This window comes from Syntrophaceae bacterium, assembly GCA_013177795.1.
Lineage (GTDB): Bacteria > Desulfobacterota > Syntrophia > Syntrophales > UBA2192 > UBA2192.
Genome location: JABLXY010000003.1, coordinates 345,476 through 371,824, shown reverse-complemented (window position 1 = coordinate 371,824; position 26,349 = coordinate 345,476). Strand labels below are relative to the sequence as shown.

General features: G+C 66.9%; 25 protein-coding genes. 16 read left to right on the top strand and 9 right to left on the bottom strand.

What is annotated here, in order from left to right:
• The first annotated feature begins 163 nt into the window (after window positions 1–163).
• Together HPY67_11600 and HPY67_11595 are read left to right on the top strand one after the other, a co-directional pair.
• Complete coding sequence (locus tag HPY67_11600; protein NPV05366.1) at window positions 164–601, top strand: hypothetical protein; 438 nt, start codon at window positions 164–166, stop codon at window positions 599–601.
• Window positions 602–845: 244 nt separating this feature from the next.
• Window positions 846–1,247 (top strand): hypothetical protein, encoded by a 402-nt coding sequence (locus tag HPY67_11595; protein ID NPV05365.1) that lies wholly within the window; start codon window positions 846–848, stop codon window positions 1,245–1,247.
• Between the two features lie 237 nt (window positions 1,248–1,484).
• Here the strand turns inward: HPY67_11595 and HPY67_11590 are convergent, their stop codons facing one another.
• Window positions 1,485–2,252, bottom strand: coding sequence for a PASTA domain-containing protein (locus HPY67_11590; GenBank protein NPV05364.1), 768 nt, complete (start codon window positions 2,250–2,252; stop codon window positions 1,485–1,487).
• Window positions 2,253–2,575: 323 nt separating this feature from the next.
• On the opposite strand from HPY67_11590, the gene HPY67_11585 reads away from it, so the two are divergent.
• From HPY67_11585 to HPY67_11555, 7 genes are all read left to right on the top strand, one after another.
• A complete protein-coding gene (locus tag HPY67_11585; GenBank protein ID NPV05363.1) occupies window positions 2,576–3,838 on the top strand; it encodes an ABC transporter substrate-binding protein in 1,263 nt (420 codons plus the stop codon).
• Window positions 3,839–4,102: 264 nt separating this feature from the next.
• Window positions 4,103–4,963 (top strand): branched-chain amino acid ABC transporter permease, encoded by an 861-nt coding sequence (locus HPY67_11580; GenBank protein ID NPV05362.1) that lies wholly within the window; start codon window positions 4,103–4,105, stop codon window positions 4,961–4,963.
• A gap of 4 nt (window positions 4,964–4,967) precedes the next feature.
• The gene (locus tag HPY67_11575) at window positions 4,968–5,987 is read left to right on the top strand and encodes a branched-chain amino acid ABC transporter permease (GenBank protein NPV05361.1); all 1,020 of its coding nucleotides are present in this window, start codon (window positions 4,968–4,970) and stop codon (window positions 5,985–5,987) included.
• Window positions 5,974–6,732, top strand: coding sequence for an ABC transporter ATP-binding protein (locus HPY67_11570; GenBank protein NPV05360.1), 759 nt, complete (start codon window positions 5,974–5,976; stop codon window positions 6,730–6,732). Before HPY67_11575 ends, HPY67_11570 begins: the two co-directional genes overlap by 14 nt.
• Window positions 6,725–7,441, top strand: coding sequence for an ABC transporter ATP-binding protein (locus tag HPY67_11565; protein NPV05359.1), 717 nt, complete (start codon window positions 6,725–6,727; stop codon window positions 7,439–7,441). Before HPY67_11570 ends, HPY67_11565 begins: the two co-directional genes overlap by 8 nt.
• Window positions 7,442–7,705: 264 nt before the next feature.
• Window positions 7,706–8,593: a hypothetical protein gene (locus HPY67_11560; protein NPV05358.1), complete on the top strand. Its 888-nt coding sequence runs from the start codon at window positions 7,706–7,708 to the stop codon at window positions 8,591–8,593.
• Window positions 8,594–8,619: 26 nt separating this feature from the next.
• Window positions 8,620–9,156, top strand: coding sequence for a hypothetical protein (locus HPY67_11555; protein NPV05357.1), 537 nt, complete (start codon window positions 8,620–8,622; stop codon window positions 9,154–9,156).
• 74 nt (window positions 9,157–9,230) lie between these two features.
• Here the strand turns inward: HPY67_11555 and HPY67_11550 are convergent, their stop codons facing one another.
• Window positions 9,231–11,312 (bottom strand): hypothetical protein, encoded by a 2,082-nt coding sequence (locus tag HPY67_11550; protein NPV05356.1) that lies wholly within the window; start codon window positions 11,310–11,312, stop codon window positions 9,231–9,233.
• Between the two features lie 106 nt (window positions 11,313–11,418).
• Window positions 11,419–12,033: a peroxiredoxin gene (locus HPY67_11545; protein NPV05355.1), complete on the bottom strand. Its 615-nt coding sequence runs from the start codon at window positions 12,031–12,033 to the stop codon at window positions 11,419–11,421.
• Window positions 12,034–12,386: 353 nt separating this feature from the next.
• On the opposite strand from HPY67_11545, the gene HPY67_11540 reads away from it, so the two are divergent.
• Entirely contained in the window at window positions 12,387–13,469 is a 1,083-nt protein-coding gene (locus HPY67_11540) for an IS630 family transposase (protein NPV05354.1), read from the top strand.
• Here the strand turns inward: HPY67_11540 and HPY67_11535 are convergent.
• The 5 genes from HPY67_11535 to HPY67_11515 form a co-directional block, all read right to left on the bottom strand.
• Window positions 13,466–14,173, bottom strand: a complete 708-nt coding sequence (locus HPY67_11535; protein ID NPV05353.1) for an ABC transporter ATP-binding protein — start codon at window positions 14,171–14,173, stop codon at window positions 13,466–13,468. The two genes, HPY67_11540 and HPY67_11535, sit on opposite strands and share 4 nt — an antisense overlap.
• Before the next feature lie 7 nt (window positions 14,174–14,180).
• Window positions 14,181–15,341: an FtsX-like permease family protein gene (locus tag HPY67_11530; protein ID NPV05352.1), complete on the bottom strand. Its 1,161-nt coding sequence runs from the start codon at window positions 15,339–15,341 to the stop codon at window positions 14,181–14,183.
• A gap of 141 nt (window positions 15,342–15,482) precedes the next feature.
• Window positions 15,483–16,898, bottom strand: coding sequence for an NAD(P)/FAD-dependent oxidoreductase (locus tag HPY67_11525; protein ID NPV05351.1), 1,416 nt, complete (start codon window positions 16,896–16,898; stop codon window positions 15,483–15,485).
• A gap of 25 nt (window positions 16,899–16,923) precedes the next feature.
• Window positions 16,924–19,539: an FAD-dependent oxidoreductase gene (locus HPY67_11520; GenBank protein NPV05350.1), complete on the bottom strand. Its 2,616-nt coding sequence runs from the start codon at window positions 19,537–19,539 to the stop codon at window positions 16,924–16,926.
• 249 nt (window positions 19,540–19,788) lie between these two features.
• Window positions 19,789–19,977 (bottom strand): ArsR family transcriptional regulator, encoded by a 189-nt coding sequence (locus tag HPY67_11515; GenBank protein ID NPV05349.1) that lies wholly within the window; start codon window positions 19,975–19,977, stop codon window positions 19,789–19,791.
• A gap of 273 nt (window positions 19,978–20,250) precedes the next feature.
• Here HPY67_11515 and HPY67_11510 point away from each other — a divergent pair, with 273 nt between their 5' ends.
• The 3 genes from HPY67_11510 to HPY67_11500 all read left to right on the top strand — a co-directional run bounded on the left by HPY67_11510 (window position 20,251) and on the right by HPY67_11500 (window position 22,649).
• Complete coding sequence (locus tag HPY67_11510; GenBank protein NPV05348.1) at window positions 20,251–20,916, top strand: PilZ domain-containing protein; 666 nt, start codon at window positions 20,251–20,253, stop codon at window positions 20,914–20,916.
• Between the two features lie 44 nt (window positions 20,917–20,960).
• A complete protein-coding gene (locus HPY67_11505) occupies window positions 20,961–21,377 on the top strand; it encodes a hypothetical protein (protein ID NPV05347.1) in 417 nt (138 codons plus the stop codon).
• Window positions 21,378–21,671: 294 nt separating this feature from the next.
• Window positions 21,672–22,649 carry a hypothetical protein gene (locus HPY67_11500; protein ID NPV05346.1) on the top strand — a complete coding sequence of 326 codons (978 nt, stop codon included), beginning with the start codon at window positions 21,672–21,674 and terminating at the stop codon, window positions 22,647–22,649.
• 158 nt (window positions 22,650–22,807) lie between these two features.
• Here HPY67_11500 and HPY67_11495 read toward each other — a convergent pair whose 3' ends face one another.
• Window positions 22,808–23,581 carry a hypothetical protein gene (locus HPY67_11495; protein NPV05345.1) on the bottom strand — a complete coding sequence of 258 codons (774 nt, stop codon included), beginning with the start codon at window positions 23,579–23,581 and terminating at the stop codon, window positions 22,808–22,810.
• Window positions 23,582–23,815: 234 nt separating this feature from the next.
• Between HPY67_11495 and HPY67_11490 the strand changes: the two genes are divergently transcribed.
• From HPY67_11490 to tssK, 3 genes are read left to right on the top strand one after another with little or no spacing between them, the layout of a single operon-like run.
• Window positions 23,816–24,427, top strand: a complete 612-nt coding sequence (locus HPY67_11490) for an IS1595 family transposase (GenBank protein NPV05344.1) — start codon at window positions 23,816–23,818, stop codon at window positions 24,425–24,427.
• Window positions 24,428–24,448: 21 nt separating this feature from the next.
• Window positions 24,449–24,970, top strand: a complete 522-nt coding sequence (locus tag HPY67_11485) for a type VI secretion system lipoprotein TssJ (protein ID NPV05343.1) — start codon at window positions 24,449–24,451, stop codon at window positions 24,968–24,970.
• On the top strand, window positions 24,967–26,349 hold the full coding sequence (gene tssK / locus HPY67_11480) for a type VI secretion system baseplate subunit TssK (protein NPV05342.1): 1,383 nt from the start codon (window positions 24,967–24,969) through the stop codon (window positions 26,347–26,349). The genes HPY67_11485 and tssK overlap by 4 nt, the downstream gene beginning before the upstream one ends.

Genomic DNA, 26,349 nt, shown 5'->3' with positions numbered 1-26,349 from the left:
CGGTCGGCAGCGTCAGGACGGCCGACACGGTCTCGCCCGCCGAGGGAATGCCCTCTCCGAGCCTGACCACAATCCCCGCCCTCACGAGCCCACGGTCGCGTGTCTGCCCTCTCCGGCGGATTGCACGGGACGGACAGACGATATGTGTCATGCGAGGTGAACCATGGTCCGCGTGGCGAAGATCTACCATCCCCCGTCCGGCAGCGAACGGCGGGGAAAGCACGTGCCGTCGATGCTGATCCTCGGCCCCCTCGGGCCGTTGCAGAAGGAGTTGATCCCCGCGCTATTCCGGATCGCCGGCGATCACGAGATCCGCCATGTCGACATCACCCATTCGCCGGACGTGCTCGATCCGGAGCGGCTCAGGCGCTACTCGCTCATCTTCGTGGCCTTCGAGGCCTACCGGGACAACGAGCCGCTCTTCCGCCTCCTCCCGGACTCCATCCGCAGCCGGATCACCGTCCTGGCCAGGCCCTCGGATTTCCCCTCGGTGTCGGGGGAGTTGCGGTGCGCCTGCTTCTGCTCGGGTCTGAAGGCCCTCCTGCCCCGGGAAGAGGCTCAAATCCTCGACCACCGCCATGTGCCCGACGAGACACAGTAGCCCCCGGGGGGGTGTGATCGTGCCTGCGGCAGGCCCGAGACCGGCCCCGGGATTCCAAGTTTCCTTGACTTTCGTCCCCCCCTCCCATTACAAACGAAGCAGCGTCACCGGTTCCGGTCGAACGCATCATCGCACGCATCACGGGGGCCCGGATCGAGCATGAAATCCTGTTTTTTGACGAAGGCAGGACTTTTCTGCACGGGGACGGATCAATGAAAAACAACCACGAAAGGAGAGACATCCCATGGCCAAGGCAAGTAGAGTCAAGCAGCTCAGTTTTACAATGCCCAACAACGTCGGACTGCTCATGGAGATCACGGAGGCACTCGCAAAAGCCAAGGTCAACATCGAGGCCATCACCGCGTACGGATGGGAGGAGCTGGAAGCGTCGTTCATGATCGTGACCGACAACAACGCGAAGGCAAAGAAGGCGCTCGCCAAGCTGGGCGCAAAGGTGGAGATCGAGGAAGCCATTGCCCTTGAACTGCCGAACAAGGTGGGCGAGCTCCACAAGGCGACGCAGAAGATCGCCACTTCCGGGATCGACATCTATTACCTGTACGGAAGCCCTCCCAAGGGGGGGAAGATGACCATCATCTTCAAGACGGAGAACGACAAGAAGGCCCTGAAGGCCCTTGCAAAATAAACCGGAAAGCGGCTTGCCTATCCAAGGCACGCTCGGAAACGGGCGGGGTCAGCCCAGCGGAGGCTGACCCCGCCGTCGGCCCGTTCTTTCAGGGAATGCGCGCCTGCCCGATTGCCGGGCACAGGGGACATCCGGCCATTGACACCACAGCCTGGCGGGGGAAGACGAAAATGAGGGCCCCGATCCGCAAACATCGCGGAACCGAAGGTTTTTCTCAGGGTCCCCCCGGCCCTCCCGCTACCGCTTGAAGATATCCACCCAGATTTCAACGGGAAAGGCTGTCGGGTGGTAAGGAACCCTCGTCCCGGGAGCCGGTTTCTGCGAACGGACGAGCCCCGCGGATAACCTCGGATCACGAACGAGCTGCTCGTGGACGACGATGCGGTTCCGGGTGATCCCGCTGCCGGTCAGGGCATTTTGAGCATCGGCGAGAGTCTTTCCGACCGTGTCCGGCATGGTGATTTCGCTCGGTGCGCCCTGCTGAGAAAATTTGAGACCGCCTCGCTGCGGCTGCGGCACCTGATCGCCAACCTTCAGCAGGACCGTTGTCTGCCGGGGAACGGCCTGTGATCCGGCATGGGGCGACTGGGAAAGAACCCTGTCTTTCCTCCCTGCGTCGTCCGTCACCTCGCGCCTGACATCGACTTTCCAGCCTTGCCTTTCGAGTGTCTCGCGGGCCTGAGCAACATGCATGCCGACGACATTCGGCAGGCTCGTGGGGGTCGGGGCACTGTACTTGCCCACCACCAGCGGCACTGTCGAGCCCCTCGCGACGCGCGTGCCTTCGGAGATCTTCTGCGCGAGGACTACGCCGTCCAGCTTCGGATGCTCGACGGGCTGCAGGGTCACCTGGGCGTTGAGCCCCTCCCTTGCGAGGATGCGCTGGGCCTCGGCCAGCGCCTCATCCCTGACAAGGGGAACATGGGCCGGCTGGGCTGCCGCGGTTGCCGCGGAGACGATCAGCAGCACTGTGATGACAGTGCAAGACAGCGGAATCTTTTTCATGGGAGCCTCCCTTCGTGCGGATGCCCCGACGGGGCTGAGGGCATTCTTGCAAACGCCGGGCCACGCGGAAGTGCAAGGGCCGAGGAAGGTGCGATGGCGAGGTGAAAACCTTCCCGCAAGGCCTCCTCGCGTCGCAAACCGGCAGGCTCTGCCCCCGATGGCTTCTTCTCAGCGCCACCAGGACCGGCATAAAGAGGGTGATCCCCGGCATGCCGCCCGGCGGAGAAGAAAACCTCCTTGACAGAAAGGGGTGCATTTACTATGGTCCCGGTTCAGTGAAGGAACGCTTGAAAAGGAGGAGATCCGAGATGTTCAAGCCCCGCATGAGATTCTGGATCGTGGCCGCCGTGGCCGTCACCCTGATGCTGGGTGCGGCCCCGGGGCAGTCCCTGGCCCAGTCGCAGGAAAAGGTCATCAAGATCGGCACCATCTTCCCCCTGACGGGCCCCGTCGCGCTGGCCGGCCAGCGCTGCAAGGCCGCGGTGGAGACGGCCGTCGAGATCATCAACAACAAGCACCCCAACATCAAGGTCCCGCTGGCGAACCAGGCCGGCCTGCTCGGCGGCTACAAGATCGTGCTCGTGCACGCCGACAGCCAGGGCAAGCCCGACGTGGGCAAGGCCGAGGCCGAGCGCCTGATCAACCAGGAGGGCGTGTGGGCCCTCATCGGCGCCTACAACAGCTCGGTGAGCGGGCCGGCGAGCCTCGTGGCCGAGCGCGCCAAGAAGATCTTCATGTGCGGGGCCTCGAGCGCCGCCTCCCTGACCCAGCGCAAGGAGATGAAGTACTTCTTCCGCACGGCGTCGACCGACGAGATCGAATCGCAGGAGTTCGTCGAAGTCCTCGAGTGGCTCAACAAGACCCAGAAGAACGCCAACATCAAGACCCTCGGCATCATCTACGAGAACTCCGTGTTCGGCAAGAACGCCGCCCAGCAGGCCATGAAGGCGGCCGCCGGCAAGTTCCAGGTCGTGGCCGACGTGCCCTTCAACCCCGGCGCCACCAACCTCGACAGCGAAATCCAGACGCTGAAGGGCAAGAACCCCGACGCCCTCTTCGGGGCCGTCCTGGGCGCGGACTACGCCCTGATGGTCAAGACGATGAAGAAGATGAACTGGGTGCCGAAGGTCTCCCTGAACTACTGCAGCGGCTACCAGGACCCGGTCATCGCCAAGCAGCTCGGCCCCGATGCGAACTACTTCATGGGTTCCACGGCCTACTCGCCCGAGTTCCAGAGCATGATGCCCGCCGTGGCCGAGGTGGAGAAGATCTTCAAGTCCAAGACCGGCGGCGTGCCCTATGACAGCGACAGCATCCAGGAGACGATCGCCATGCTGGTGCTCGCGCAGGCCATCGAGAAGTCCAAGAGCCTCGATCCCACCGTGGTGGCCGAGACCCTCCATGCCAACACGTGGCCCTCGCCGCTGTCCCTGAGCGGCAAGGTGGCCTTCGTCCCGGGCGGCCAGAACAAGTACGCCCTGAGCCTCATCACGCAGCTCCAGGGCGGCAAGTACAAGAAGATATTCCCCGTGGAGAAGGCGGACACGAAACCCGTGTTCCCCATCCCGCCGTGGGACAAGCGCTGACGGCCGGACCACATCATTTGTAAACGCACCGGTGCCGGGGGTCTCAGGGCCCCCGGCACCTTTTGTGAAAACCGGCGTTCCCGCGAAAATAAAATGATCCCTGATCCTCCTCTCCTCCCGCGGGAGAGGATGGAGGTGAGGGGGATGTTCCGAGCATCTCTTCTCACCCTCACCCTGCCCCTCTCCCGTCGAGGGAGAGGGAACGGATAGATGGCCTGGGGACGCCCCCGGGCCGATAAAGACTGTTTTCGGCTTCGCTGCGCAATGGACACTCTGCTTCAAGTCCTTCTGGACGGCATCCTCAACGGCATGCTCTACGCCCTGGTGGCCGTCGGGCTGTGCCTGATCTGGGGCGTCATGGACGTGATCAACTTCGCCCACGGCGAGTACGTGATGATCTCCATGTACGTCACGTACTGGCTGGGCTTCCTGGCCAACGTGGACCCGCTCGTCTCCATGTTCGCGGGCGGCCTCTTCATCTTCATCCTCGGGGCCCTGACCTATCAGCTGATCATCAAGTACACCGTCGGCAAGCCTCCGCTGTCGGCGCTGCTGGCGACCTTCGGCCTGGCGATGCTCCTGAAGAACCTGTGCCTCAACTGGTTCACCCCGAACTACCGCATCCTCTCGGACACGTGGCTGGGCGACAGGACGTTCCAGCTCGGGGCGATCATCGTCCCCGTCCCCCAGCTCGTCACGGCCGTCCTGGCGCTCGTGATGATCGGCCTCGTCTTCTTCATGGTCCGCCGCACGCGCTTCGGATGGGCCGTGCAGGCCACGGCCATGGACAAGGAGGCCGCCGAGCTGATGGGCATCAACACGGAGCGCATCTACCTGCTCGTCTTCGGCATCGGCGGGGCGACGGTCGGCATCGCGGGCGGCATCATGCCCACCTACCTGGCCGTGCACCCCGAGGTGGGCACCATGTTCAGCCTCATTGCGTTCATCTGCGTCGCCATGGGCGGCTTCGGCAGCATCCCGGGCGCGCTGGTGGCGGCGCTGCTGGTGGGCGTCGTCGAGGCCCTGGCCGGCTACTACATCGCGCCCGTCTTCAAGTACGTGGCCGTCTTCGGGCTCTACCTGGCCCTCGTTCTGCTGCGGCCCAAGGGCATTTTCGGGTGGTGACCCCATGAACCAAACGCTCAGGCGAACCGACCTCTTCTGGCTGGCCTTCACGGGGCTTGCCGCCCTCGTGCCGCTCGTGCCGGCGATCGCGGCCAACTCGTTCATCATGCACGTGCTCATCCTCGTGCTGCTCTACGCCAGCATGGCCCAGGCGTGGAACATCATCGGCGGCTACGGCGGGCAGACCTCCTTCGGGCATGCCGTGTTCTTCGGCATCGGCGCCTACGGAGCAGGCATGGCCGTCGTCACCTACGGCATGACCCCCTGGCCGGGGGCGCTCGTCGGCATCGTCTCGGCCGCCGTCGTGGCCGTGCTCATCAGCTACCCCTGCTTCAAGCTCAGCGGCCACTACTTCGCCATCGCCACCTTCGCCATCGTGGAGATCTTCAACCGGATGTTTCTCGTCTGGGACTGGGTGGGCGGCGCGCTGGGGCTCGATTACATGATCGTGGAGGAGGGACTGGCCAACCTCATGTGGTACGACTCGAAGACGGGGTACTTCTACTGCGCGCTCGTCTTGTTCGCCCTCGTCTTCGGCATCGTGCGCTTCCTCGAGGGGCACCGGTTCGGCTACTACCTGCGGGCCGTGCGCGCGGGCCAGGAGACGGCCGAGTCGCTCGGCGTCAACTCGACGGCCGTCAAGCTCGCGGCCATGGCCCTGTCGGCCGCGCTCGCCGCCCTGTGCGGCGCCTTCTTCGTGCAGTACAACCTCCGCGTCGACCCCGGCATGGTCATGTCGCTCGACACGTCGATGAAGTTCGTGCTCGTCACGATCCTGGGCGGCGCGGGGACCCTGGCCGGGCCCCTGCTCGGGGCGGCGGTGCTCATCCCCCTGCAGGAGTTCACCCGGGCGAAGTGGGGCGGCCTCGGGGGCGGCGTGGACCTCATCATCTTCGGCTTCCTGATCATCCTCATCGTCATCAAGCAGCCCGCGGGCATCACCGGGATCGTGCGCGACATCGCCAGGCGCCGCGGGCGCAAGGACGCTTCGGGACAAGGAGGTGCTTCCCTTGGCTCTGCTTGAGGTACGGGACGTCACCAAGAAGTTCGGCGAGCTCGTCGCCAACGACCGCGTGAGCTTCACCGTCGAGGCCGGGTCCATCGTGGGACTCATCGGGCCCAACGGCGCCGGCAAGACGACGCTGTTCAACTGCATCTCCGGGCTCTACCCGGTGACATCGGGGAGTATCGTCTTCGACGGACGGGAGATCACGGGCCTGCCGTCCTACCGGATCGCGCGGATGGGCGCGGTGCGCACCTTCCAGGTCGTCCGGCCGCTCAAGGACATGAACGTCTTCGAAAACGTGCTGGTGGGCGCCTTCCTGCACGACGCCAATACGGCAAGGGCCCGGGCCGCGGCCGAGCACAGCATCCGGATCTGCGGCCTTGCCGAGTTCGCCGACAAGGACTCGGGCGACCTGCCCATCGGCCTCAAGAAACGCCTCGAGCTGGCCCGCGCGCTCGCCACGCGGCCCAGGCTGCTGATGCTCGACGAGGTCATGGCGGGGCTCACCTCCACCGAGGTCAACACGGCCCTGGACCTGATACGCAACATCCGCAAGGAAGGCATCACCCTGCTCATCGTGGAGCACATCATGGAGGCCATCATGCCGATCGCCGACCGGGTCGTCGTGCTCGACGGCGGCGTCAAGCTCGCCGAGGGCCCCCCGGCCGAGATCATCCATGACGAGCGGGTCATCACCGCGTACCTGGGCGAGAAGTTCAGCCGCCGCATACAGGCGCGGAAGGGGGGAGGGGCCCATGGCTGAACCCATCCTGCGCCTCGTCGACGTGCATGCCGGCTACGACGGCGTCCCCGTCGTTTTCGGCGTCTCCCTGGAGGTCATGCCGGGCGAGCTGGTGGCCGTTGTCGGGGCCAACGGCGCCGGCAAGTCCACGACCCTGCGGAACATCGCGGGCCTCAACAACCCCCTGCGGGGCTCGATCCGGTTCGAGGGGCACGACATCTCGCGCCTCCGCCCCCACCAGACCCTCGCCCTCGGCATCAGCTACGTCCCCGAGGGGCGGCGGGTGTTCGCCAAGCTCTCCGTCGAGGAGAACCTGCGGCTCGGCGCCTACACGGAGAAATCGGAGGCCGAGATCCGGCGGCGCCTCGACGAGATGATGCAGCTCTTCCCCGTGCTGCGCGAGCGGCCGCGCCAGACGGCCGAGACCCTCAGCGGCGGCGAGCAGCAGATGCTCGCGATCGCCCGGGGGCTCATGTCGAGGCCCAGGCTGCTGATGCTCGACGAGATGTCGCTCGGGCTCATGCCCACGCTCGTGGAGAAGATGATGGAGACCGTCGTCGCGATCAACCGCAGCGGGGTCACCGTTCTGCTGGTCGAGCAGATGGTCCAGGAGGCCCTCGAGATCGCCCACCGCGGCTACGTGCTGCAGAGCGGGCGCATCGTCCAGTCGGGCACGGCGCAGGAACTCCTGGACTCCGAGGAGATCCGCAAGGCCTACATGGGGATGTAGGGCAGCCGGATCCCCCCTTTCGGCCCCGAGCCGCGGTATGGAGAACGAAAACCAGCCTGCCCATCGGAAGCCGAACTTTCCGCTTGACGAATCACACTTCCTCTCCCTATAGGAAATCGCAAAGCCTTCCGCATGTCGAGCATAAGGCGGACACCCCAAGCCCCTCGGCAGGGATCCGCAAGTCCATGCGTTTTACGCTCCGCAACCTCTAACGTTTTCGACCCATCGCACAGATGCGCCGACATCAGAGCCAGGAGGTGGACGATGAATCGCAGTTTCACACGCCTTTTGCCGGCAGCCGTGATCGGGCTTGCGCTTCTCGCGCCCTTTCTCCAAGCCCCCGCAGCAGCCCAGATGACCGTGACGGGCGAGAGCCTCACGATCGAGCGGGCGGCCCCGTCGATCGGGGATATCCTCTACATGACCCTGCGGTTCCGGGTCGAGGGCTTCGGGGCGGCCATCCCCATCGCCTTTTCGGCCGTCGAGAGCACCGCCATCCCCGACCCGGACCGGCCGACCGCCGCTAGCCGAAGCTACGACATCCGTCCCGCGTCCCCCCATTCGGTCAGGATGGAATACCGCCTGCCGAGACCCGTTCCCACGGAGATGTGCTTCAACGTCTATGCCCATTTCACGGGGACGGGCCTGCGCAGCGCCCTCATCTTTCAGAACGCCTGCTGGGGCGCGACCCCCCGGAGCGGCACGGGGCAGCGGATCGAGCTGAAGCCGGATCTGACCGTCTCGATCGACGCGGTGAGCGTTGATCGTACAATCGAGTGGTCAACATACGGCGAGGTCTTCCATCCCATGGACCTTTCTTTCACTGTCCGCAACATCGGGACCGCCCCTACGGGAATATCCGGTGTATGCTGGTCGTTTTCCTTCCATCTGCCACGATCGGTGGTCGCCTTGCCGGCCGGCTGGAACGAGCACGATTCTCACTCCTGCGGGCCGATCCCGGGAGGGGGTTCGCAGAGCTTCAGCCGTCGTTACCAAATCCCCGCAGTGACGGATCGAATCCGGATCACGGCAGACCCCGTCAACGCCTTGAGGGAAATTCGCGAGGACAACAACACGGCGGAGCGCCTCATCGGCGTGCCGCCGAGAATCCGCGGCACCGAGCCCGTGAAGCCTGACATCCGGAAAAAATGAAAACGCCTTTCGGGGAGGGCAACGTCATGAAGCCGATGATTTGGTTGATGGCCGCTGCAGCGGTGCTTCTCATCCCGACCCTGCCGGTCCCCGCCTGTGCGCAGGGGCCCTACAAGCCCGGGACCGACATCCGGCCCCCGGGCCCGGGAATCCCGCCGCTGCCGGATCTCATTTACGTGGGGGGGCTGAAGCCCCGGACGGCCCCGTTCATCCTGGGGGACCGCATCAAGATCCCCGTGCAGCTGCGCATCGAGAACCGCGGCAACGCCGCGGCCGGGCGTTTCCGGATTGCCTTCTTCCGCCTCGTGGATGCGCCGCCGGGTGCAATCGAGGAGATCGAGTTCGACGGGGCGAAGATCTTCCCCGGCCTGCGGCCCTCGCGCGAGGGCGGCGGCGACGGCATCTCCTTCCACAGCGTGATGGGCAATGCGATCGTGCCGGTCGCGCTGGCCGGGCAGCGGATCAAGATCTGCGCCGTCGTCGACAGCGACAACGAGGTGCTCGAGTCGAGCGAGACGAACAACAAGACCCCGTGGCTCGAGGTCCAGCTGCCGCGGCGCTGAGAGTGCCCAAAAGAAGAAGAGGCGGGACCCGCGCGGGCCTGCCTCTTCATTGCCGTGAAGACCTTGCCGTCGCGTCAGCCTTCCGTCCCCTCCACGATATGCCTGCCGGGGCCGACCTTCGTGATCCGGCAGTATTCGCGGATCGACGGGGCAAGGGCATCCCGGCCCCTCGGCTTCCCATCCGCGTCGCAGCGGTGCGTATCGTGTTTCCAGTACCGGAGCACGTTTCCCTGCACCTCGGCCAGGACGAACCCGGGCCGATGGCAAGCGTCGCCCGGGTCCGTGTCGCCGAAGCCGCCGACCCCCGCCACGATCGCGCGGTAGTCCGCAAGCCCGTTGCAGATCGTCTTGTGCCGGAAGATGTGCTGGTGGCCCGCCAGCGCCACGTCCACGCCGTAGCGCAGGAACAGCTCGGGGTATTTCCCGCCGTTGTCGAGGATCGCGTGGTGGTCGTGGAGATAGACGACAAGCCAGACGTCCGTCTTCGCGACCTCCCCCTGGAGGGAGCCGAGATAGTCGTGCAGCGCCTCCTCTTGCCTCGCCGCCCATTCTTGCGTCCATGTGCGGCCGTTACCGAGATTGCAGCCCTTGAGGTCGGGGACCCCGAGGGACAGGAAAATGACGTTCCCGTAGCGGAAGGTGTAGAAGTACCCGCCGCTGCCCCTGTTGAAACGCGTCGAGGCGTCGTCCCAGCCCACCGAGGGCAGTTCGAACCCCCCGCGGTAGGCCTTTTGCCAGTAGGCGAGGCACCCGTCCACCGAGGAGAACGACGGCTTCGAGCAAATGTCGTGGTTGCCGAAGGTGGGAAAGACCGGGAGGCCGCCCAGCAGCCCGAAGTAAGGCGGGCTCCGGAAAGCCTTGACGCCCGTACGTCGCGCCGTGCGCATGTGCGATGTCAGACGGGGGTCACTCCGGTCATGGTAGGCGTTGTAGACGTGGAAAAAGAAGGGGTCCATCGCGTTGGGGTGGCCGTCCGTGTCGTTGTCGATGTCGCCCAGCGCGAGCCACAGGTGCGGGCCCTGGCTTCGGCAGATGCGGTGGAACAGGTCGAAGACGTCGTAGAAATAGCTGGGCTGCCCGTCCCCGGGGCCGAGATCGCCCATGGCGACGAAGCACACCCGCGGGTTGCCCGACGGCCCGGGGGCCGTCCGAAACGTGATGTCGTCCGCCAGCACGAGGTTTGCGATCTGGGGGTCCGCCCCGTCGGCGACGCCCTCGCACTCCACCCGGTAGTGATAGACCGAGCCGGGCCGGAGGTCCCGGAAGGTGACGCGGAACTGAATGACGGGCCGGTCGGAGAGGCGGTTGAGCCAACAATCGTTTTCCCCGTCGCCGTCGGGCACGTCGTGGTCGAAGGTCACGCCCGACTCGTACTGGTAGGTTCCCGTCGCGTCGCTCGCCTCGATCGGCCGGGCCGCGTCGCCCGTACGGTAGAGCGTCCCGGCGGTCGTTGCCGTACCGGCGGGCGCGACCCATGCCCGGGCCTGGAGCCTGCCCACCCACGACCGAGGGTCCCGGCCTTTCGGGATCCCCACTCGCCAGAGGACGGTCGCGGCGTTGCCCGTCACGTTCTGAATGTAGGGCGAGCGGATCGATGTGGCATAGGCCGCAAAGTCCAGCCCTTCGTTCCCGTCCCACTCCACGGCCCACGTGTGCGGACGGCGGGTCTGCATCGACGCCTCGCCCGGAACGTAATCCCCCGCGGCGGGCTGTGCGCGTGGCACGTGTGTCTCGAGGTAGAAATTGCCCCGGGCCGGACGCCGTCCCCAGACGAGGTTGATGCCGTAGTCCCGCTCTCCGTAGAGCAGGTAGGCGTCGCCCCTCCGGGCTGCGACGAGATTCTTCAGACGCAGGACGGGAAATTCACCCTCGACGGCCCATTCCTGCGGATCGGCGCGCCGGGCGTCCCGGGCCCACCGGAGGTTGATGCCGTAGTCCCGCTCCGCGTAGACCACGCAGTCGGCGGCGGTCCGATTATAGAGCGCCAGGGGAAGCCCCGGGTCCACGTCCCCCGCGGCGCCCGCGCGCCGGAACTCCCACTCCAGGACCGGGTCTTCCGACCACCCCAGGTTGATGCCGTAGCGACGATTCTCGTAACGGATATAGCCGTGGCCTGCAACCTCCAACGCAAATCGCACGCCGTATTGCAGCTGCATGGAACACCTCCTCTGCGCGACGCCGGTCGTGAGGCAACATGGTTGACGCGATGTCCGGCATGTGAAACGTGATTGACACTCCCCCCGAGGAACATGACCCTCCGGTTCAGAAGGCCTCGCGGGGCTTCCACTCCTCCCAGGGCTTCGTCGGCCCGCCCGATTCGTCCTCCGCGGCCAGGGTCGGCTTGCCCGGCTCCCAGCCGCAGGGCGTCATCCGCCCCGTCGCGCGGTGTTCCTTCAGGGCCCGCAGCTGGCGGAGGATCTCCGAGACGCTCCTGCCCATCGGGGCCGCCACCATCTCCACGGACTGGACGATGCCCTCCGGGTCGATGATGAAGTGGCTGCGCATCTCCATCTTCCGCGCGGCGTCGTAGACCCCGTAGAGAGACCCGATCTCGCCGCCGGGGTCCGAGACGAGGGGGAACCGCGCGCCGCCGGGCACCATGCGGCAGAGGCCCCTTTGCTCGAAGTCCCGGTGGGACTCCATCGCGTCGGTGCTCACCGCCAGCACCTCCGCGCCGAGCTCGCGCAGGGCGGGGTACTTGACGGCCACGGCGGCGATCTCCGTCGGGCACACGCAGGTGAAATCCCCGGGGTAGAAGATCAGGACGACCCATTGCCCCCGGAGGCCGGAGAGCGTGATCTCGACCTGCTTTCCGCCGTGATAGGCCTGCGCCCTGAAATCCGGTGCCGGTTCGCCGACAAGGGGAATCCTGCTCATCGTCCGACATCCCTCCGCCCGTTCGGTCCATCGTCGCCTCGTCCCGTCCCCGCACGCTCACGCCCTCCCGGGGGCCCCGTCGCCGGGGACGCAAGATCGACCTGCCAGCCGCCTCCGAGGGCCTTGTAGAGGGCGACCAGCGAAGGGCGCCCTCGGGGGGTCGGCCACCGGGTCGGCGTGGATGACGGGCCTCGATCCTTGCCGGACCATCCACAGCGCGAAGACGATGCCGACGGCCGCCAGAACGGGAATCATGTACCTTCTGACCATACGGCCTCCTAGTGTCCTGAGTTATAAATTCGTTGACAAACGAGGGTAATTCCTGTATCCAAAGGGGAAAAAGGAGGATCGACATGAGTCGTCCGCTTGCTCCCCTGACGCTGACCGAGGAAGAGAGAGAAACGCTGCTTCGGTGGGCGCGAAGACCGAAAACCGCTCAAGCCCTTGCCTGCAGGGCAAGGATCGTGCTTGCCTGTGCAGCCGGCAGATCCAACGGTGAGGTGGCCGAGGCGCTTCAACTCACCCGGCAGACCATCGGCAAGTGGCGGAATCGGTTCGTCGAGAGTCGTCTGGACGGCTTGCTGGACGAACCGCGGCCCGGCGCCCCGAGAGCCATCTCGGATCAGGAGGTTGAACGGGTGATCACCATGACGTTGGAATCGTCCCCGAGAGATGCGACGCACTGGAGCACCCGTTCGATGGCAGCGGCCTCCGGGCTGAGCCAGAGTGCGATCAGTCGCATTTGGCGCGCCTTTGCCTTGCAGCCCCACCGTTGCGAGACCTTCAAGCTCTCCACGGATCCGCTCTTTATTGAGAAGGTCCGGGACATTGTGGGCTTGTACCTCAATCCGCCGGAGCGTGCGCTGGTCTTGTGCGTCGATGAGAAGTCCCAGATTCAGGCGCTGGATCGCACACAGCCCATTCTCCCGATGCGACCCGGGCAGATTGAACGGCGCACCCATGACTACCGTCGCAACGGGACGACGTCCCTCTTTGCCGCCCTGAATGTGAAAACCGGGGAGGTGATCGGGCAATGCCATCGGAGGCATCGGGCTGTCGAGTTTCGGAAGTTCCTGGATCGAATCGACAACGCGGTCCCTGAATCGTTGGATGTTCACTTGATCCTGGACAATTACAGCACGCACAAGACGCCTGCCATCCGTGCCTGGTTGGCCAAGAGGCCACGCTTCCACGTGCACTTCACCCCCACGGGCGCTTCTTGGCTCAATCTGGTCGAACGATGGTTTGCCGCCCTCACGGAAAAACAGATCCGCAGGGGGACCCATCGGAGCACGCGGCAGTTGGAGACGGCGATCAAAGACTATCTCTCGATCCATAACGCAAATCCGAAACCGTTTGTGTGGACGAAAACAGCGGATGACATCTTGGCATCCCTCTCACGCTTTTGTAAGCGGATTAATGACTCGCGACACTAGGACGTCGCCACCTGCGGCTCGACGAGGATGATCCTGCCGTCGTCCATCCGGGCGATGCGGTCGGCGAAGCTGAAGATGCGGTTGTCATGGGTGACGATGACGAGGGCCCGGTCCTCGGACAGGGCGTTTTTCCGCAGGACCTCCATCACCAGCCTGCCCGTGTCGGCGTCGAGGGCGCTGGTGGGCTCGTCGCAGACGATGAGCCGCGGGTTGTTGACCAGGGCCCGGGCGATCGCCACCCGCTGCTGCTGCCCGCCCGAGAGCGCTGCGGGATAGGCCTCGAGCTTGTCCCCGAGCCCGACGGCCCGCAGGACCTCCTCGGCCCGCGACAGGGCCTCGGCCCTGCGGCGCCCCAGGATCAGCAGGGGGATGGCCGCGTTCTCCGCGACGCTGAGCGTGGGGATCAGGTTGTAGGCCTGGAACACGAAGCCGATGTTGGCCCCCCGGAAGCGGGTCTTCTCGGCGGGGCTCATGGACCGCAGGTCATGGCCGAAGACGACGATGTCGCCCTCGTCGTGGTCCAGGATGGCGGCCACCACGGAGATGAGGGTCGTCTTCCCGCAGCCCGAGGGCCCCACGAGCATGAGCAGCTCCCCGGGACGCACGTCGAGGTCGACACCCCGGAGGGCCTGGACCCGCGAAGCGCCCTCGCCGTAGGCCTTGGTGACGCCCCGCAGGGAAACCGCCGTTCCGTTCTGAGACATGCTCCCCCTACATCTTGAACACGATGGCCGGCTCGAGCTTCATGACCCGGCGGATGCTCAGCAGGGCCGAGAAGGTGACGATGACAGCGATGGCGCCCCCCGCGAGGACGAGGATCTCGGGGACGAGCCGGAAGGACAGCTCCGTGCCCCGCATCAGGTAGCCGAACAGCGCGGCGGCGCCCACCCCGAGCCCGTATCCCAGGGCCCCCACGACGAGGGCCTGCAGGACGATCATCCGCAGCAGCACCGTGTCGGCCGTGCCCATGGCCTTCAGGGTGCCGAAGTAGCGCAGGTTCTCGAGGGTGAAGTTGTAGAACGTCTGGCCCGCGATGGCCGTGCCGATCAGGAAGCCCAGCATGACGGCGATCCCGAAATTGATGGGGATCCCCGTGCTCCGCATGTAGTAGTTGAACGTCAGGTCCTTGAACTCCTGCGCCGTGTAGGCCGCAAGTCCCGTGCCCCGCGCGATCCGCCCGGCCAGCTCCTTCGGGTCCACGCCGCCGGCCGCCTTGACGAGCACGAAGGACAGCAGCTTGCGCTCCCGCGGGGCGAAGGTCGTGGCGCGGCTGTAGGTCGTGTAGATGACGGGCTGCGACTGGAACGTCCGCGACACGCGGCAGATGCCCACGACGACGGCGCGCCGGTCGTTGATCTCGAGGACGTCGCCCACCCCGAGCGGCACGGGCCTGCCGCCGGGCTCCGCCGGCTTCCGGGCCAGCCGCGTGGCCGCCCCCACGTCGTTGACGATGATCGCGTCCTGCCTCCGCAGGTCGGCGAGGGTGCCCTCGACCATGACGGGCGGGCCCCCGATGAGGGTCGCGTCGTCGAGGCCCAGGACGTTGACGATCTGGAAGTTGCCGTCCTCGAGGCGGGCCTTGAGGAGCCCCTTGTACAGGGGCACGGCCCACTCGACGCCGGTGATGCCCCGCACCCGGATGAGCTGCGTGTCCTGCAGGGGCTTGACGTCGTCGACGAACTGCACCTTGGGGTCCATCACCCAGATGTCGGGCTGGGAGAGGTCGTTGATGAAGCTGTAGGTGCGGGTCATGAGGCCGGTGAAGATGGAGGACTGCTGGGTGATGAGCAGGGCCGCGAAGGTGAGCCCCATGATGAGGCCCAGGTACTTGCCGCGATCCCCCATGAGCATTTTCAAGGCGATGCGGTACATTCAGGGCCCTCCCTGCCTGCCGAACGTGGACCGGGAAACGGACAGACCGTGCAGACGCCGCGGCGTAAAGAGTATAGAAAGGCGCCCCGCTGGGTGTCAACGGCAAAGTCGGCGGTGCCTGCGCTGCGGCAAGCCCGCCCGTCAGAGCGCCCGCGCGGCGTAGTGGCCGCACAGGCCGTGGACGCCGCCGCCGGGCGGCGTCGAGGACGAGCAGAGGTAGACCTTTGGGTTCGAGGTCCGGTAGGGAAACAGCGACAGAACGGGGCGGCTGTAGAGCTGCCGCAGGTCCTGCACGCCGCCGTTGATGTCGCCGCCCACGTAGTTCGCGTTGTGGCGCTCCATGGCCGGGGCGGGCATGCTGCTTCGCGCCAGGATCAGTCCCCGGAAGCCGGGTGCGCAGCGCTCGATCCGCTGCTCGATGGTCTCCGTCATGTCCGCCGGGGACCCGTTCGGGACGTGGCAGTAGGCCCAGGCGGTGTGACATCCGGCCGGGGCGCGCGTGGGGTCGAAGAGGCTCTGCTGGGCAAGGACCACGTAGGGTGCGCGGCATACCCTCCCCTCGTGGGCGTCCCGGACCGAGGCGGCGATCTCCCCGAGGGAGCCCCCGAGGTGCACGGTGCCCGCCCTCCTGCAGGCGTCGGCCTCCCAGGGGATGGGGCCTGACAGGGCCCAGTCCACCTTGCAGACGCCGGGTCCGTAGCGGAAGCGCGAGAGCTTCGCACGGTAACCCTCCGAGAGGCCGAGGCCCTCGATCGCGAGAAGCTGCCGGGGCGTGACGTCGAAGAGGTAGCGCTCCGCCCGCGGCAGGTCGGCCACCGAGCGGACCTCGAGGCCCGTGCGGATCTCCCCGCCGGCCTGCCGGAAGCATTCGGCCAGCGCGTCGGCGAGCCTCTGCGAGCCCCCCCTGACGACCGGCCAGCCCACGCCGTGGGCGAGCACGGCCAGCAGGATGCCGAAGACCGCCGTCGCGGCCCTCTCCAGGGGGATGATGGCGTGGGCCGCAAGCCCCGCGAAGAGGGCCCGCGTCCGCTCCTGCCGGAACGCCGCCTCGGCCAGGCCCCGGGCCGTGCGCAGGCCCTTCAGCCCGAAGCGGGCCATGAGGAAGGGGTGGGCCGGAAGCGGCAGGGGTTTGAGGACATCCCCCAGAAGCCTCTCGTGACTCTGCGCGAAGGGGCCGATGAGCATCCGGTATGCCCCGCCGTCGGGGCCGAGACCCTCGGCCGTCTCCTCGAGCGAGCGGTGCAGGCACAGGGCCCCGCCGCCCTCGAAGGCATGGGCGAGGGGGATTTCGGGGTGGACCCATTCGAGACCGAGCCGCTCGAGCCCGAGTTGGCGGAAGAAGGGCGACGAGAGGGCCAGGGGATGGACGGCGGAGCAGACGTCGTGGACGAAGCCGGGGAGCGTGAGGGCGGCCGAGCGCGCGCCGCCGCCGACCGTGTCCGCCGCCTCCACGAGCAGGACGTGCCGGAAACGCCTCGTGAGCGTTATGGCCGCGGCCAGGCCGTTGGGTCCGGCGCCCACGACGACGGCATCGTAATGATCTCGCGCAAAGGACACGGGCCTTCGACCTTTCGGTTGTCTCTCAGCGCCGCAGCGCCTGCTTCATGAGGTAAAGGGGCATGTAAAAGGACGACAGGACGGGCGCGCTGAGCAGGATGTTTGAGGCCTCGCCCCACTGGAGTCGGCCGTCGATCAGCGTGTCGCGCTGCTCCACCTGCCCCCGGAGGCCCAGCCTCGCGGCCAGGTTGCCCAGTGTCGAGTGCCAGAAGCGGTCCTCCTCGCCGCCCGCGCCGATGCGGAAGGAAAACTCCATGAGCGGGTCGCTCGGCCGGAAGAGCGGGTGCACCTGCACGACCGTGGCATCGCCCTCGCGGAAGCTGCTGAAGGTGATCCAGCCCGCGATGACGTGCCCCTCGATGCTGATGAAGCTGAAGGCCGTGTCGGCCACGTAGAGGACCATGAGGCCCGTGGCGACCACGAGCCCGCCGGGCAGGCGCAGGTTCAGGACGGCCACCGTGCCGGGTGCGATCGCGGCCCCGCCGGAGGGAAAGAAGCGGTTGCCCGCGGGCCAGAAATCGGCAAACTCCGCCTTCCACACGGAGACGATCTCGCGCGGCTCGGGCGCGTTGCCCTCGATGCGGAGGCGGTAGCGCTTGTCCCAGAGCCTGCCGAAGCCCCGCACGGGACCGGCGGGCTCCCGGCCCCGGACGTTGATGTCCATCGCCTCGTCGGGGATGAGGCCCGTCGAGAGCCGCTCGACGGAACGGGCCCAGCCGGGCTGCAGCGGCCCCCCGTAGGGCGCGTGGAAAACGCCGCGGCGGGGGGAGAAATCCGCAGCCTCGAGGGCCTGCGCCTCGCTGTCGAAGACCGCGATGATCTCGTCGAGCCTCGTGAGGCGGAAGACATCCCGCAGCGGGGCCGCAAGGCCGCAGGCCGCAACCCCGGCCCCCTTTGCCCCGGCCCGGACGGCGTTTGCGACGAGCGCCCCCGCCCCTTCCGGATCCATGTGCGAAAGGCCCGAAAGGTTCAGGAGGATGCGCCGGTGCTTGTCGAGGCCCGCCTCGAAGGCCTCGGCGAGGGCCCCCTCGCAGGCCGCATCGAGGACGCCGCGGACATCCAGGACAAGGACATCCGGCGCCGCCGGCCGGGACTCGACGGGGCAGCCCCCGCCGCCTGCCGGCAGGGCCTCGCTCGAAAACTCCGTCGGCTCCGGGGGGTGCTCCTCGTCGAGGCGCTCGCGCGCCAGGTGGATGCGGTGGGCGTAGCCGGGCAGCGCATGGAGGGCAAGGGCCACGAAGGGGTTGGCCGCCATCCGGTCCAGGAAGGCCAGCTGGCTTGCCCTCCCCACGAGGGCCTGGGCGTAGGTCGGGTAGGCGTGGGTCAGGACCTGCACGGCGTGCAGGGGCTTCCTCATCGCCCGGATGAGCGCCGCCTCGTGGATGACCTCCGCCGCGGCCTCGCCCAGGATGTGCGCCCCCGCGATGCGCCCGCGGCCGTCGCAGACGAACTTGGCCGCCCCCGTCCCCGTGCCGTCGATGAGCGCCCGGCGCATCGTCCCGTAGGGGAAGCGGTAGACGCGGATGCCGCGCCCGTGCGTCTCCCTGGCCTGCGCCTCCGTGAGGCCCACCCAGGCCAGGGGCGGCTCGGTGAAGACGACGGTGACGTTGTTGCGGTAATCCACGTTGCGCTTGACGGGCAGGCAGGCGTTGGTGGCCGCCACGATCCCGTGGGCCTCGGCGGTGGAGGCCAGCTGGTAGGGGCCGACGATGTCGCCGCAGGCGTAGATGTGGGCAGCCGAGGTGCGAAGCCTGCGGTCCGTGACGATGCCCCGGGCGTTGAACTCGACGCCCGCCTTCTCGAGCGCGAGCCCCTCGAGGTCGGGCTTTCGCCCCGCGGCAACGAGCACGCGCTCCGCCTCGATCTCCTCCCGCGCGCCGCCCTGCCTCTCGACCGTGAGGACAACCCGCCCCTGCCGGCCGGCAAGCCCCACGGCCTTCGTCCCCGTAAGAACACGGATGCCGTCTGCGCGCAGCGCCTCGAGCAGCCGCTCGACCAGCTCGCCGTCGGCCATCGGCAGGAGGCGCGTGGCCATCTCGACGACGGTCGTCTCCACGCCGAGCCGCCCGAAGGCGGAGGCGTACTCCAGGCCGTCCACCCCGCCGCCGAGAATCAGGAGGGACCGGGGCAGATCGTCGAGGCGGTAGAGGGTCTCGTTGGTAAGGTAGTCGACGGCGTCGAGCCCCGGGATTGCAGGGATGAGGGGTCTCGTGCCGGCGGCGATGATGAATGCCCGCGCGGACAGGGTCTCGCCGCCCGCGCGGATGCGGTGCGGGTCCAGAAAGCCCGCCTGCGCCGAAATCATGCGGATCCCGATCCGCTCGAAGGTCTCGGGGAGGTCCTTCTCGTAGGCCGTCCGGACGATATCCCGGATGCGGGCCATGACCCGCGCGCCTTCGAGGCCGCCCGCGGGCAGGCGAAGCAGGCCCAGGCGCTCCAGGTGCGCCATCTCGCGGCCCGCGTGGGAGAGGCGGATCAGGGCCTTGCTCGGGATGCAGGTCGTGTTCGTGCAGCTCCCGCCGACCCTCGACTTCTCGACGACCGCGACGCGCTTGCCCAGGCTTGCCGCCGTCACGGCGGAGACCATGCCGGCGATCCCCGCGCCGATGACGATCAGGTCGAAGTCACAGTCCCTCTTCATGGCTCCCCCGGTACCGGGGATTATTCCCGATCGGGACCGTGAATGCAAACGGAAAGGGGGCGGCCCGACGGGGGCCGCCCCCTTTTTGTCCCGGCTCTTCCCGGCTGCGCAGGGTTCCTCTGTCTACTTCACGTTCACAAGGTAGCCGGCCTTTTTCCAGGCCTCGACGCCGCCCCCGAGGGCCTTGACGTTGGTGTACCCCATGGCCGCGTATTTCGCTGCCTGACCGGCAGACGTGTGCTCCTTGGGTCAGGCGCAGTAGAAGATGATCGGCTGGTCCTTTGTAAGCCCCGCGAGCCGGCTTTGGAATTCCTTCAGGGTGATCGCCCGCTCCAGCATAATCGTGCTGCAGGTCTTCTCGTTTTCATAGGCGCAGACCAGGAGCGCCTTCCCCGAGGCGACCTGTGCATACGCCTCCTGCGGAGTGATCCGGGCCACCCGGTCGCTGTCGCCCGCCGGGCCCGCCTGCTGCTGCGGCGCAGACGCGCAGGCCGTCAGGACGAGCAGTCCCAGGAGCAGCGCGGCCGCGATCCCACATGTCCCATGTTCCCGCATTCTCGACATCGCTTGCCCTCCTTTCCGGATTTCTGACTCAGCATATCCCGTTTCAGCGCGAAAGGCCAACGATTTGGCCGCGCGCCACGGATGCTTCAAGATTTTCCCGGTTTTTTCGATTTACGAAGCAAGGGGCGCTGATCCCCGCCGACGGTCATGAACATCGGTCCCGGCTCCAATGTAGAGATCATCCTCGAGCTGGATGAGCTGAAAGAGAAGATCGACGTCCGCAGGGCGATCGTCCACGACGTCGAGGGGGACCGTTACATCCTCTCCCAGACGAGCCCGCCCGTCCGGCTCTCCGACGTCGGGAAAGACGCCCGGGTGACCCGCCTGGCCCGGAAGGGCGATCAGCTCTATCGATGGGGGTTCTCGGGAACGTTCGAGGAGATCCTCCGCGACTACCCGCTGAATTCCTCCAAAACGGTCCAGGCCCTGGTCATCCGCAGGACCTCCGGCTTCGAGACCTGCAACCTGAGGATGCACTACCGGGTGCGGCCCGGCTCGGAGTGGTCGACGCGCATCGCCGTCGACTCGCAGGCGGTCAACCTCATCGACATCTCCATCGGCGGGGCCCTCTTCAGCCACGGCATCGGGCGCCCCTTCGAGCACAACCGGAACGTCGAGGTGACCTACACGGGAAGCGACGGGACGCGGCACGCCATCCCCGCCGTCGTCCGCAGGGTCTGGACCCCGCAGGACGCCCGCTGCAACGGCATCGAGTTCGTCGCCGTCCGCTTCACGAACCTGAAGAAGGAGCTGGAGCGGGAACTCGCCCGCGAGATCATTGAGCTGCAGCGCGGCACCCTTTACAAAGTCTGAAAGAAGGACTATAGGGGTTCGGGTTGCACATACAGGAGGGTTTTATGAAACGAACGATCGTCTTTGCCGTTTTTCTGTTCATGCTGTGTGCCGCATCGGCACAGGCGGCGCAGGACTTCGCCTGGGTCAACGACTTCAACATCCGGGCCCAGTCGGACCCCTCGGGCTTCCGCGCAAGGCTTGCGGCCCGGTTCCGGATCGGCGATGCCGAGATCTCGGCGGTCATCGGCAACGTCGCGAGCCCGGCCGACGCCTACATCGTGTTCCGTCTCGGGGAGATGTCCGGCAGACCCTACGACCGGGTGCTCCGGGAATACAAGTCCTCGAGGGGCAAGGGCTGGGGCGTGATCGCCAAGAGCCTCGGCATCAAGCCCGGCTCGAAGGAGTTTCACGCGCTGAAGCGCAGCCAGGATCTTTACGACGGCCCGGGCGGTAAAGGCAAGGGGAAGGGCAGGCACTGAACTCGGCGTGTCCGCAATGACAAGACACTTGCACCGGCGGGCCGTTTCTGCTACCTATTCAACAAATGCAACGAATTGTTCGTTGACCCGTTATCCTCCAAAGCTAGATCAACCTTTTACACCACAACCAACCATCTTCAACCCCTGAACGCACCCGGCCGGAAACCCGGTGATGACCGGCCGGGAAAGGCTCCCGGGCAACCCTTGCCGGATAGGCCGGCCCAGGCCGGCCGGATCGGTCCATGTTCCTGGGCAGCAGCAACAGGGACTTCAACCAACAGGAAAGGAGGAGCCATGAGAAAGGGCATCTTTGGGGCGGCTCTGCTGAGCCTCGTCTTCCTCGCCGGTTGCGCCAGCGAGCTGGCCTTCGTGAAAGGCAACAGCATTTACAAGATCAAGGACGACGGAGACGACCTGACGCCGATCAGCATGCCGGCAGGCAGCTACTATTTCCGGCCCGACGTGTCCAACGACGGCAAGGACCTGGTCTTTGTCCGGGTGACCCCCGTGGGGCCTCATGTCGAGGTAGGGGTGATCTGCCGCTCGAAGATCGACGGCTCGGGGTTCACGATGCTCAACCCGTCGGGCCCCCCCAGCACGACTCCCCGGTGGTCGCCCGACGGGCAGTCCATCGCGTACTATGCGGCAGGGGGAGCGAGCCGCGGCATCTACCGGATGACGGCCGGCGGCACGAATCCCACTCCGATCCCCAATGCGGGGGCTTCCAGCGACGGCGGCCATGACTACTTCGCCGGCGGCGGCAGGATCGTCTATTCCCGGGAAATGACCGACGGCTCCTACAAGCTGTTCTGGACCAGCGTCGCGGCGGCGGTGCCCAGCGGCCAACTCAATCCCTATCTGCCTGCCGCGGTTGTGACGCAGGACCTCCACGAAACCCTCCCGGCGGTCTCCCACGCGGGCGACCTGCTGGCCAGCGCCGTGCGCTACCCGGACCTGGTCGGCATCCGGATGCGGGCGATGGGCACCGACGGCAACTGGGGTGCACCCTTCACCATGCAGCTGCCCGTCGCGTACGTCACGGGCGTGGGCTACTCGGACAAGGATGAGAAGGTGTACTTCTCGGCCATTCCGCAGGCGGGTCAGCCGCAGGCCCTCTACTATGTCTCCATCAAGGAGCTGCTGCCGACGATCACGGGCCTGCTCACGCTGCCGCCCGGGGCGCCCCCGCCTGCGCCGGTGCCCGTCACGCCGAAGCTGATCAGCGCCGGTGCGGGGCAGAATTTCTGGCCGAGCGGGATCCCGAAACCGTAGCGAGCGGGGCCTCGGACTGCACGCCCAAGGAACCGAAACGGAAGTCACCGGGAAACTTCGCTCACGATGAAGAAAATCCCGCCGGGGCGGTGGGCCTGCCGTCCACCGCCCCGGTCCCTTCGCTCGCTTGATTCCCCGATATTCCATTCCAACAGGTTTCACCGCCGCACCGGCGGGGGGGCATAGCCGGTATCGTCCCAGAGACGGTTGGGGATGCGCCCGTAGGTCTGCCCGCAGGCGATGACGCCCGCGCGGCACAGGGTCTCCCGCCACTCGTACTTGATCAGGACCGTCTCGACGGCCTTGCTCTCGGGCTCGAAGCGGACGACGCGCGAGGGGGAGTACTCCTCCCTGCCCCAACCTGTGCCGGGCGATGCCTCGACCCGCGCCGAGGCCTTCGCCTCCGCGTCGGCCTGCGGGCGGGCCCCGGGGGCCGCGGCGGAGAGATCGTGCGGTCTCTTTTGCCGCTGGACCTCCGGATAGACGGCAACGGCGATGACCCCCATGGCGGATTGATCGCCGAAGGCGGCGGCATAGGAGTCGGGCGCGTCGGTGAAGTAGAAGCGGTGGACCCGGTCCTGCGCCGTGCGCCAGCCCGAGTACTCGTTGACGGCGTAAGGCTCGAGGATGTACATCCGCTCGGTGTGCTTCAGCCACGATTGCTGCCCCGAGATGATGTTGCGCCCGTCGACGGCCACCACCACCCCGACCCGCCGGTTGAGGTTGTTCCGGACCACAATGCGGTAGTGATCCCCCTTCACCGCCTCGGCGTAGGCCTTTTTCACGGCCTGCGAGCCCGCGTGCGGGTAGAGGGGGAGGGGCCGGCCGCCGTCGGTGACAATGCTGACGTCAACCGCGCTGCCCACAGCGGCGGGCGCCGCAGCGGGGAACCCGAAGCAAAGAGCCGCAAGCAACAGGAACACGATGTGCATGATCTCCTCCTGCAGATGATGATGGGCTTTTGTCCGCCTCTGATCCCTTAGACGAGAGCGAACCGAAAAAGTTCCCCACCCCCTCTCATCACGAAGCATTAGTCCCGCTCATACTTTCTTCGTACCCTAAAATCATACCGGGGCGCGATTGACTCGCCCGGCCTTTTCCGTTTTCATGGCCGCACTGCGGAACTGGACCAACAGGAAAGCGTGCAAATCCCGGAAAAGCCAATCATGTCAACAGCGAACCGATACGCGAAGCGTTCGAAAATCTCCGAGGCCAAGTTCCGGGAGCTGGTCCGGTACTTCGCGCTCGACCTCGATGCCCACAAGATCGCCGCCCTGACCCGCCTGAACCGCAACACCGTCAACCGCTACCTGCTGCGGATCCGTGAGCGCATCGCGGAGCACTGCGAGGAGGCCTTCCCGACCGGCGGGACCGGCGCGGGCGGAACCTGCAGCAGCGGCGGCCGACGCGGGCGAATCCCCGTCATCGGGATCTTCGAGCGCGGCGGGCGCGTCAGCGCAGGCTTCGTCCTGGAAGGCGACGGCCCATCGGGTCACGGCGGCGGGCCGGCCGACATCCTGCGCCCCGACGCCTGGCGCGGATACGGCGGCCTCGGCGACGAGACCGACGCGAAGGACGGCCATCGGGGGGCCGACGGGAGGGCCGACGGCATCCGGAGTTTCCGCCGGTACGCCCGGAGGCGGCTCGCGAAATTCCGCGGCGTGCCCGGGTCGACCTTCTACCTGCACCTGAAGGAGTGCGAGTTCCGGTTCAACTGCCGCAACCGCAGCATGTACCTCGTGGTCTTGAAGCTGCTGAGGGAAAACCCGCTCAGCTGACACCCTTGTGAGGAAAACCCGATGAAAAAGACCCTGTTGCCGATTGTCATCCTGGCGCTGATGAGCCTGGTTGCCTCGTGCGCCGCCACCGGCGGCCGCGCCGCCATGTCCCCCTACATCGAGGGGGGGATCAACGTGCACTTCCGCGGCGACCGGCAGCTCAACCTCTACCAGGGAGCCCCCCATGCCCTCACCGTGTGCGCCTACCAGTTGCGGGACCTCAACGGATTCAACCAGGTCCTCGAGGAGAAGGAGGGGGTGGCGAGGCTCATGGAGTGCAGCCGCTTCGACCCGAGCGTGAACTTCGCCAAGCGGCTCGTGGTCCAGCCCGGACGCGACCTCTACGACGCCATGGAGGTCTCCGAGGGGACCCGGCACGTCGCCATCGTGGCCGGCTACTACGGATTCAAGAAGAAGGACGCCGTCAAGACGATGCCCCTGCCCCTGAAGGGGATGCCCTTCTTCAAGAAACCCGGGGGCACGGACATCAGCGTCTTCTGCGGCCCCCAGGAGCTGCGCATCCTCAAGGGGGGCGAGTCATGAGCGTCGCGAGGCCTCTCTTCTGGCAGCAGGGGCTCTTCCTGCAGCCGCAGCACTTCCAGCTCCAGGAGCAGTCCCTCCGCGGGCTGCTTGCACCCTACGGCCGGTACGCGGCCCCTCACCTCTGGGGGGTGGCGCAGCTGGAGATCCGCGCCTCGGCCCTGCCCAACCGGATTCTCGACGTGCACCGGGGCTCGTTCCTGTTCCCCGACGGGACTTGGGTCGAGCTGCCCGGCAACGCCGTGCTCCCGGCGCGATCCTTCGACGAGTCCTGGGCCGGCCCCCTCAACGTCTGGCTCGCCCTCAAGGCGTGGAACGAGGCGGGTGAGAACGTGACGGTCGTCGAGACCCTGGAGGACGTCTCCGGCGTGACGACCCGGTTCGCGGCGACGACCGACCCCGAGGTGATCGCCGACCTGCACGCGGGGGGCCCCGAGGGCCGCGTCCGGAGGCTTCATTACGTCCTGAAGCTGCTCTGGGAGCACGAAATCGCCGAGGCGGGCGGCTACGTCCTGCTGCCGCTGGCGCAGCTGGTGCGGTCCGGCGCCGAGGTGCGCCTGTCGGAAGACTACAGCCCCCCGTGCCTGACGCTGGCGTCGTCGGAGCCGCTCATGAAGCTCATCGGCGAGATCCGCGACCAGCTGACCGCCCGCGGCCGCCAGCTCGAGGAGTACAAGAAGCGGCGCGGCATCCACTCGGCCGAGTTCGGCTCGCGCGACATGGTCTACGTCCTGGCCCTGCGGTCGATCAACCGCGCCGTGCCGCTGCTGCACCACTTCACGGAAACCCGCGACGTGCACCCCTGGGCCGCCTACGGCGCGCTGCGGCAGCTCGTCGGCGAGCTGTCGTCCTTCTCCGAGCACGTCAACGCCCTGGGCGAGTGGAGCGACGGCCGCCGGATGGTCCCACCGTACAACCACCGGGACCTCTGGGGATGCTACGCGGCCCTGCAGGACCTCCTCTCGAGCCTGCTCGACGAGATCACCGCGGGCCCGGAGTACATCATCCGCCTCACCCGGGACGGGGCCCACTGGGCCGCCGACCTGCGGCCCGCGCTCTTCGAGGGGCGCAACCGCTTCTACCTCGCGCTGCGGACCGAGTCGAACCCGCAGGACGTCCTGCAGGCCGTCAGGACGGTCGTGAAGCTCGGCTCGCGGGAGGACCTGCGCGTCATCGTCGCGCGGGCCCTGCCGGGCATCGGCCTCGAGCACCAGCTCCAGACGCCCAAGGAGCTGCCCTGGCGCTCCAACACCCTGTACTTCGCCGTCCAGCACCGCAGCGAGCTGTGGGAGTCGGTGATGAAGAACCGCAACGTGGCCCTGTACTGGGCCAGCGCGCCCGATGACCTGGACGCGGAACTGATGGTTGTGGGGAGAGCGTAA

Coding starts and splice junctions, on each gene's coding strand:
- HPY67_11565 (NPV05359.1), top strand. CDS start 6,725: ATGGCTGAACCCATCCTGCGCCTCGTCGACGTGCATGCCGGCTACGAC.
- HPY67_11555 (NPV05357.1), top strand. CDS start 8,620: ATGAAGCCGATGATTTGGTTGATGGCCGCTGCAGCGGTGCTTCTCATC.
- HPY67_11550 (NPV05356.1), bottom strand. CDS start 11,312: ATGCAGCTGCAATACGGCGTGCGATTTGCGTTGGAGGTTGCAGGCCAC.
- HPY67_11580 (NPV05362.1), top strand. CDS start 4,103: ATGGACACTCTGCTTCAAGTCCTTCTGGACGGCATCCTCAACGGCATG.
- HPY67_11540 (NPV05354.1), top strand. CDS start 12,387: ATGAGTCGTCCGCTTGCTCCCCTGACGCTGACCGAGGAAGAGAGAGAA.
- HPY67_11560 (NPV05358.1), top strand. CDS start 7,706: ATGAATCGCAGTTTCACACGCCTTTTGCCGGCAGCCGTGATCGGGCTT.
- HPY67_11590 (NPV05364.1), bottom strand. CDS start 2,252: ATGAAAAAGATTCCGCTGTCTTGCACTGTCATCACAGTGCTGCTGATC.
- HPY67_11485 (NPV05343.1), top strand. CDS start 24,449: ATGAAAAAGACCCTGTTGCCGATTGTCATCCTGGCGCTGATGAGCCTG.
- HPY67_11600 (NPV05366.1), top strand. CDS start 164: ATGGTCCGCGTGGCGAAGATCTACCATCCCCCGTCCGGCAGCGAACGG.
- HPY67_11530 (NPV05352.1), bottom strand. CDS start 15,341: ATGTACCGCATCGCCTTGAAAATGCTCATGGGGGATCGCGGCAAGTAC.
- HPY67_11520 (NPV05350.1), bottom strand. CDS start 19,539: ATGAAGAGGGACTGTGACTTCGACCTGATCGTCATCGGCGCGGGGATC.
- HPY67_11490 (NPV05344.1), top strand. CDS start 23,816: ATGTCAACAGCGAACCGATACGCGAAGCGTTCGAAAATCTCCGAGGCC.
- tssK (NPV05342.1), top strand. CDS start 24,967: ATGAGCGTCGCGAGGCCTCTCTTCTGGCAGCAGGGGCTCTTCCTGCAG.
- HPY67_11545 (NPV05355.1), bottom strand. CDS start 12,033: ATGAGCAGGATTCCCCTTGTCGGCGAACCGGCACCGGATTTCAGGGCG.
- HPY67_11495 (NPV05345.1), bottom strand. CDS start 23,581: ATGCACATCGTGTTCCTGTTGCTTGCGGCTCTTTGCTTCGGGTTCCCC.
- HPY67_11595 (NPV05365.1), top strand. CDS start 846: ATGGCCAAGGCAAGTAGAGTCAAGCAGCTCAGTTTTACAATGCCCAAC.
- HPY67_11505 (NPV05347.1), top strand. CDS start 20,961: ATGAAACGAACGATCGTCTTTGCCGTTTTTCTGTTCATGCTGTGTGCC.
- HPY67_11585 (NPV05363.1), top strand. CDS start 2,576: ATGAGATTCTGGATCGTGGCCGCCGTGGCCGTCACCCTGATGCTGGGT.
- HPY67_11510 (NPV05348.1), top strand. CDS start 20,251: ATGAACATCGGTCCCGGCTCCAATGTAGAGATCATCCTCGAGCTGGAT.
- HPY67_11535 (NPV05353.1), bottom strand. CDS start 14,173: ATGTCTCAGAACGGAACGGCGGTTTCCCTGCGGGGCGTCACCAAGGCC.
- HPY67_11500 (NPV05346.1), top strand. CDS start 21,672: ATGAGAAAGGGCATCTTTGGGGCGGCTCTGCTGAGCCTCGTCTTCCTC.
- HPY67_11575 (NPV05361.1), top strand. CDS start 4,968: ATGAACCAAACGCTCAGGCGAACCGACCTCTTCTGGCTGGCCTTCACG.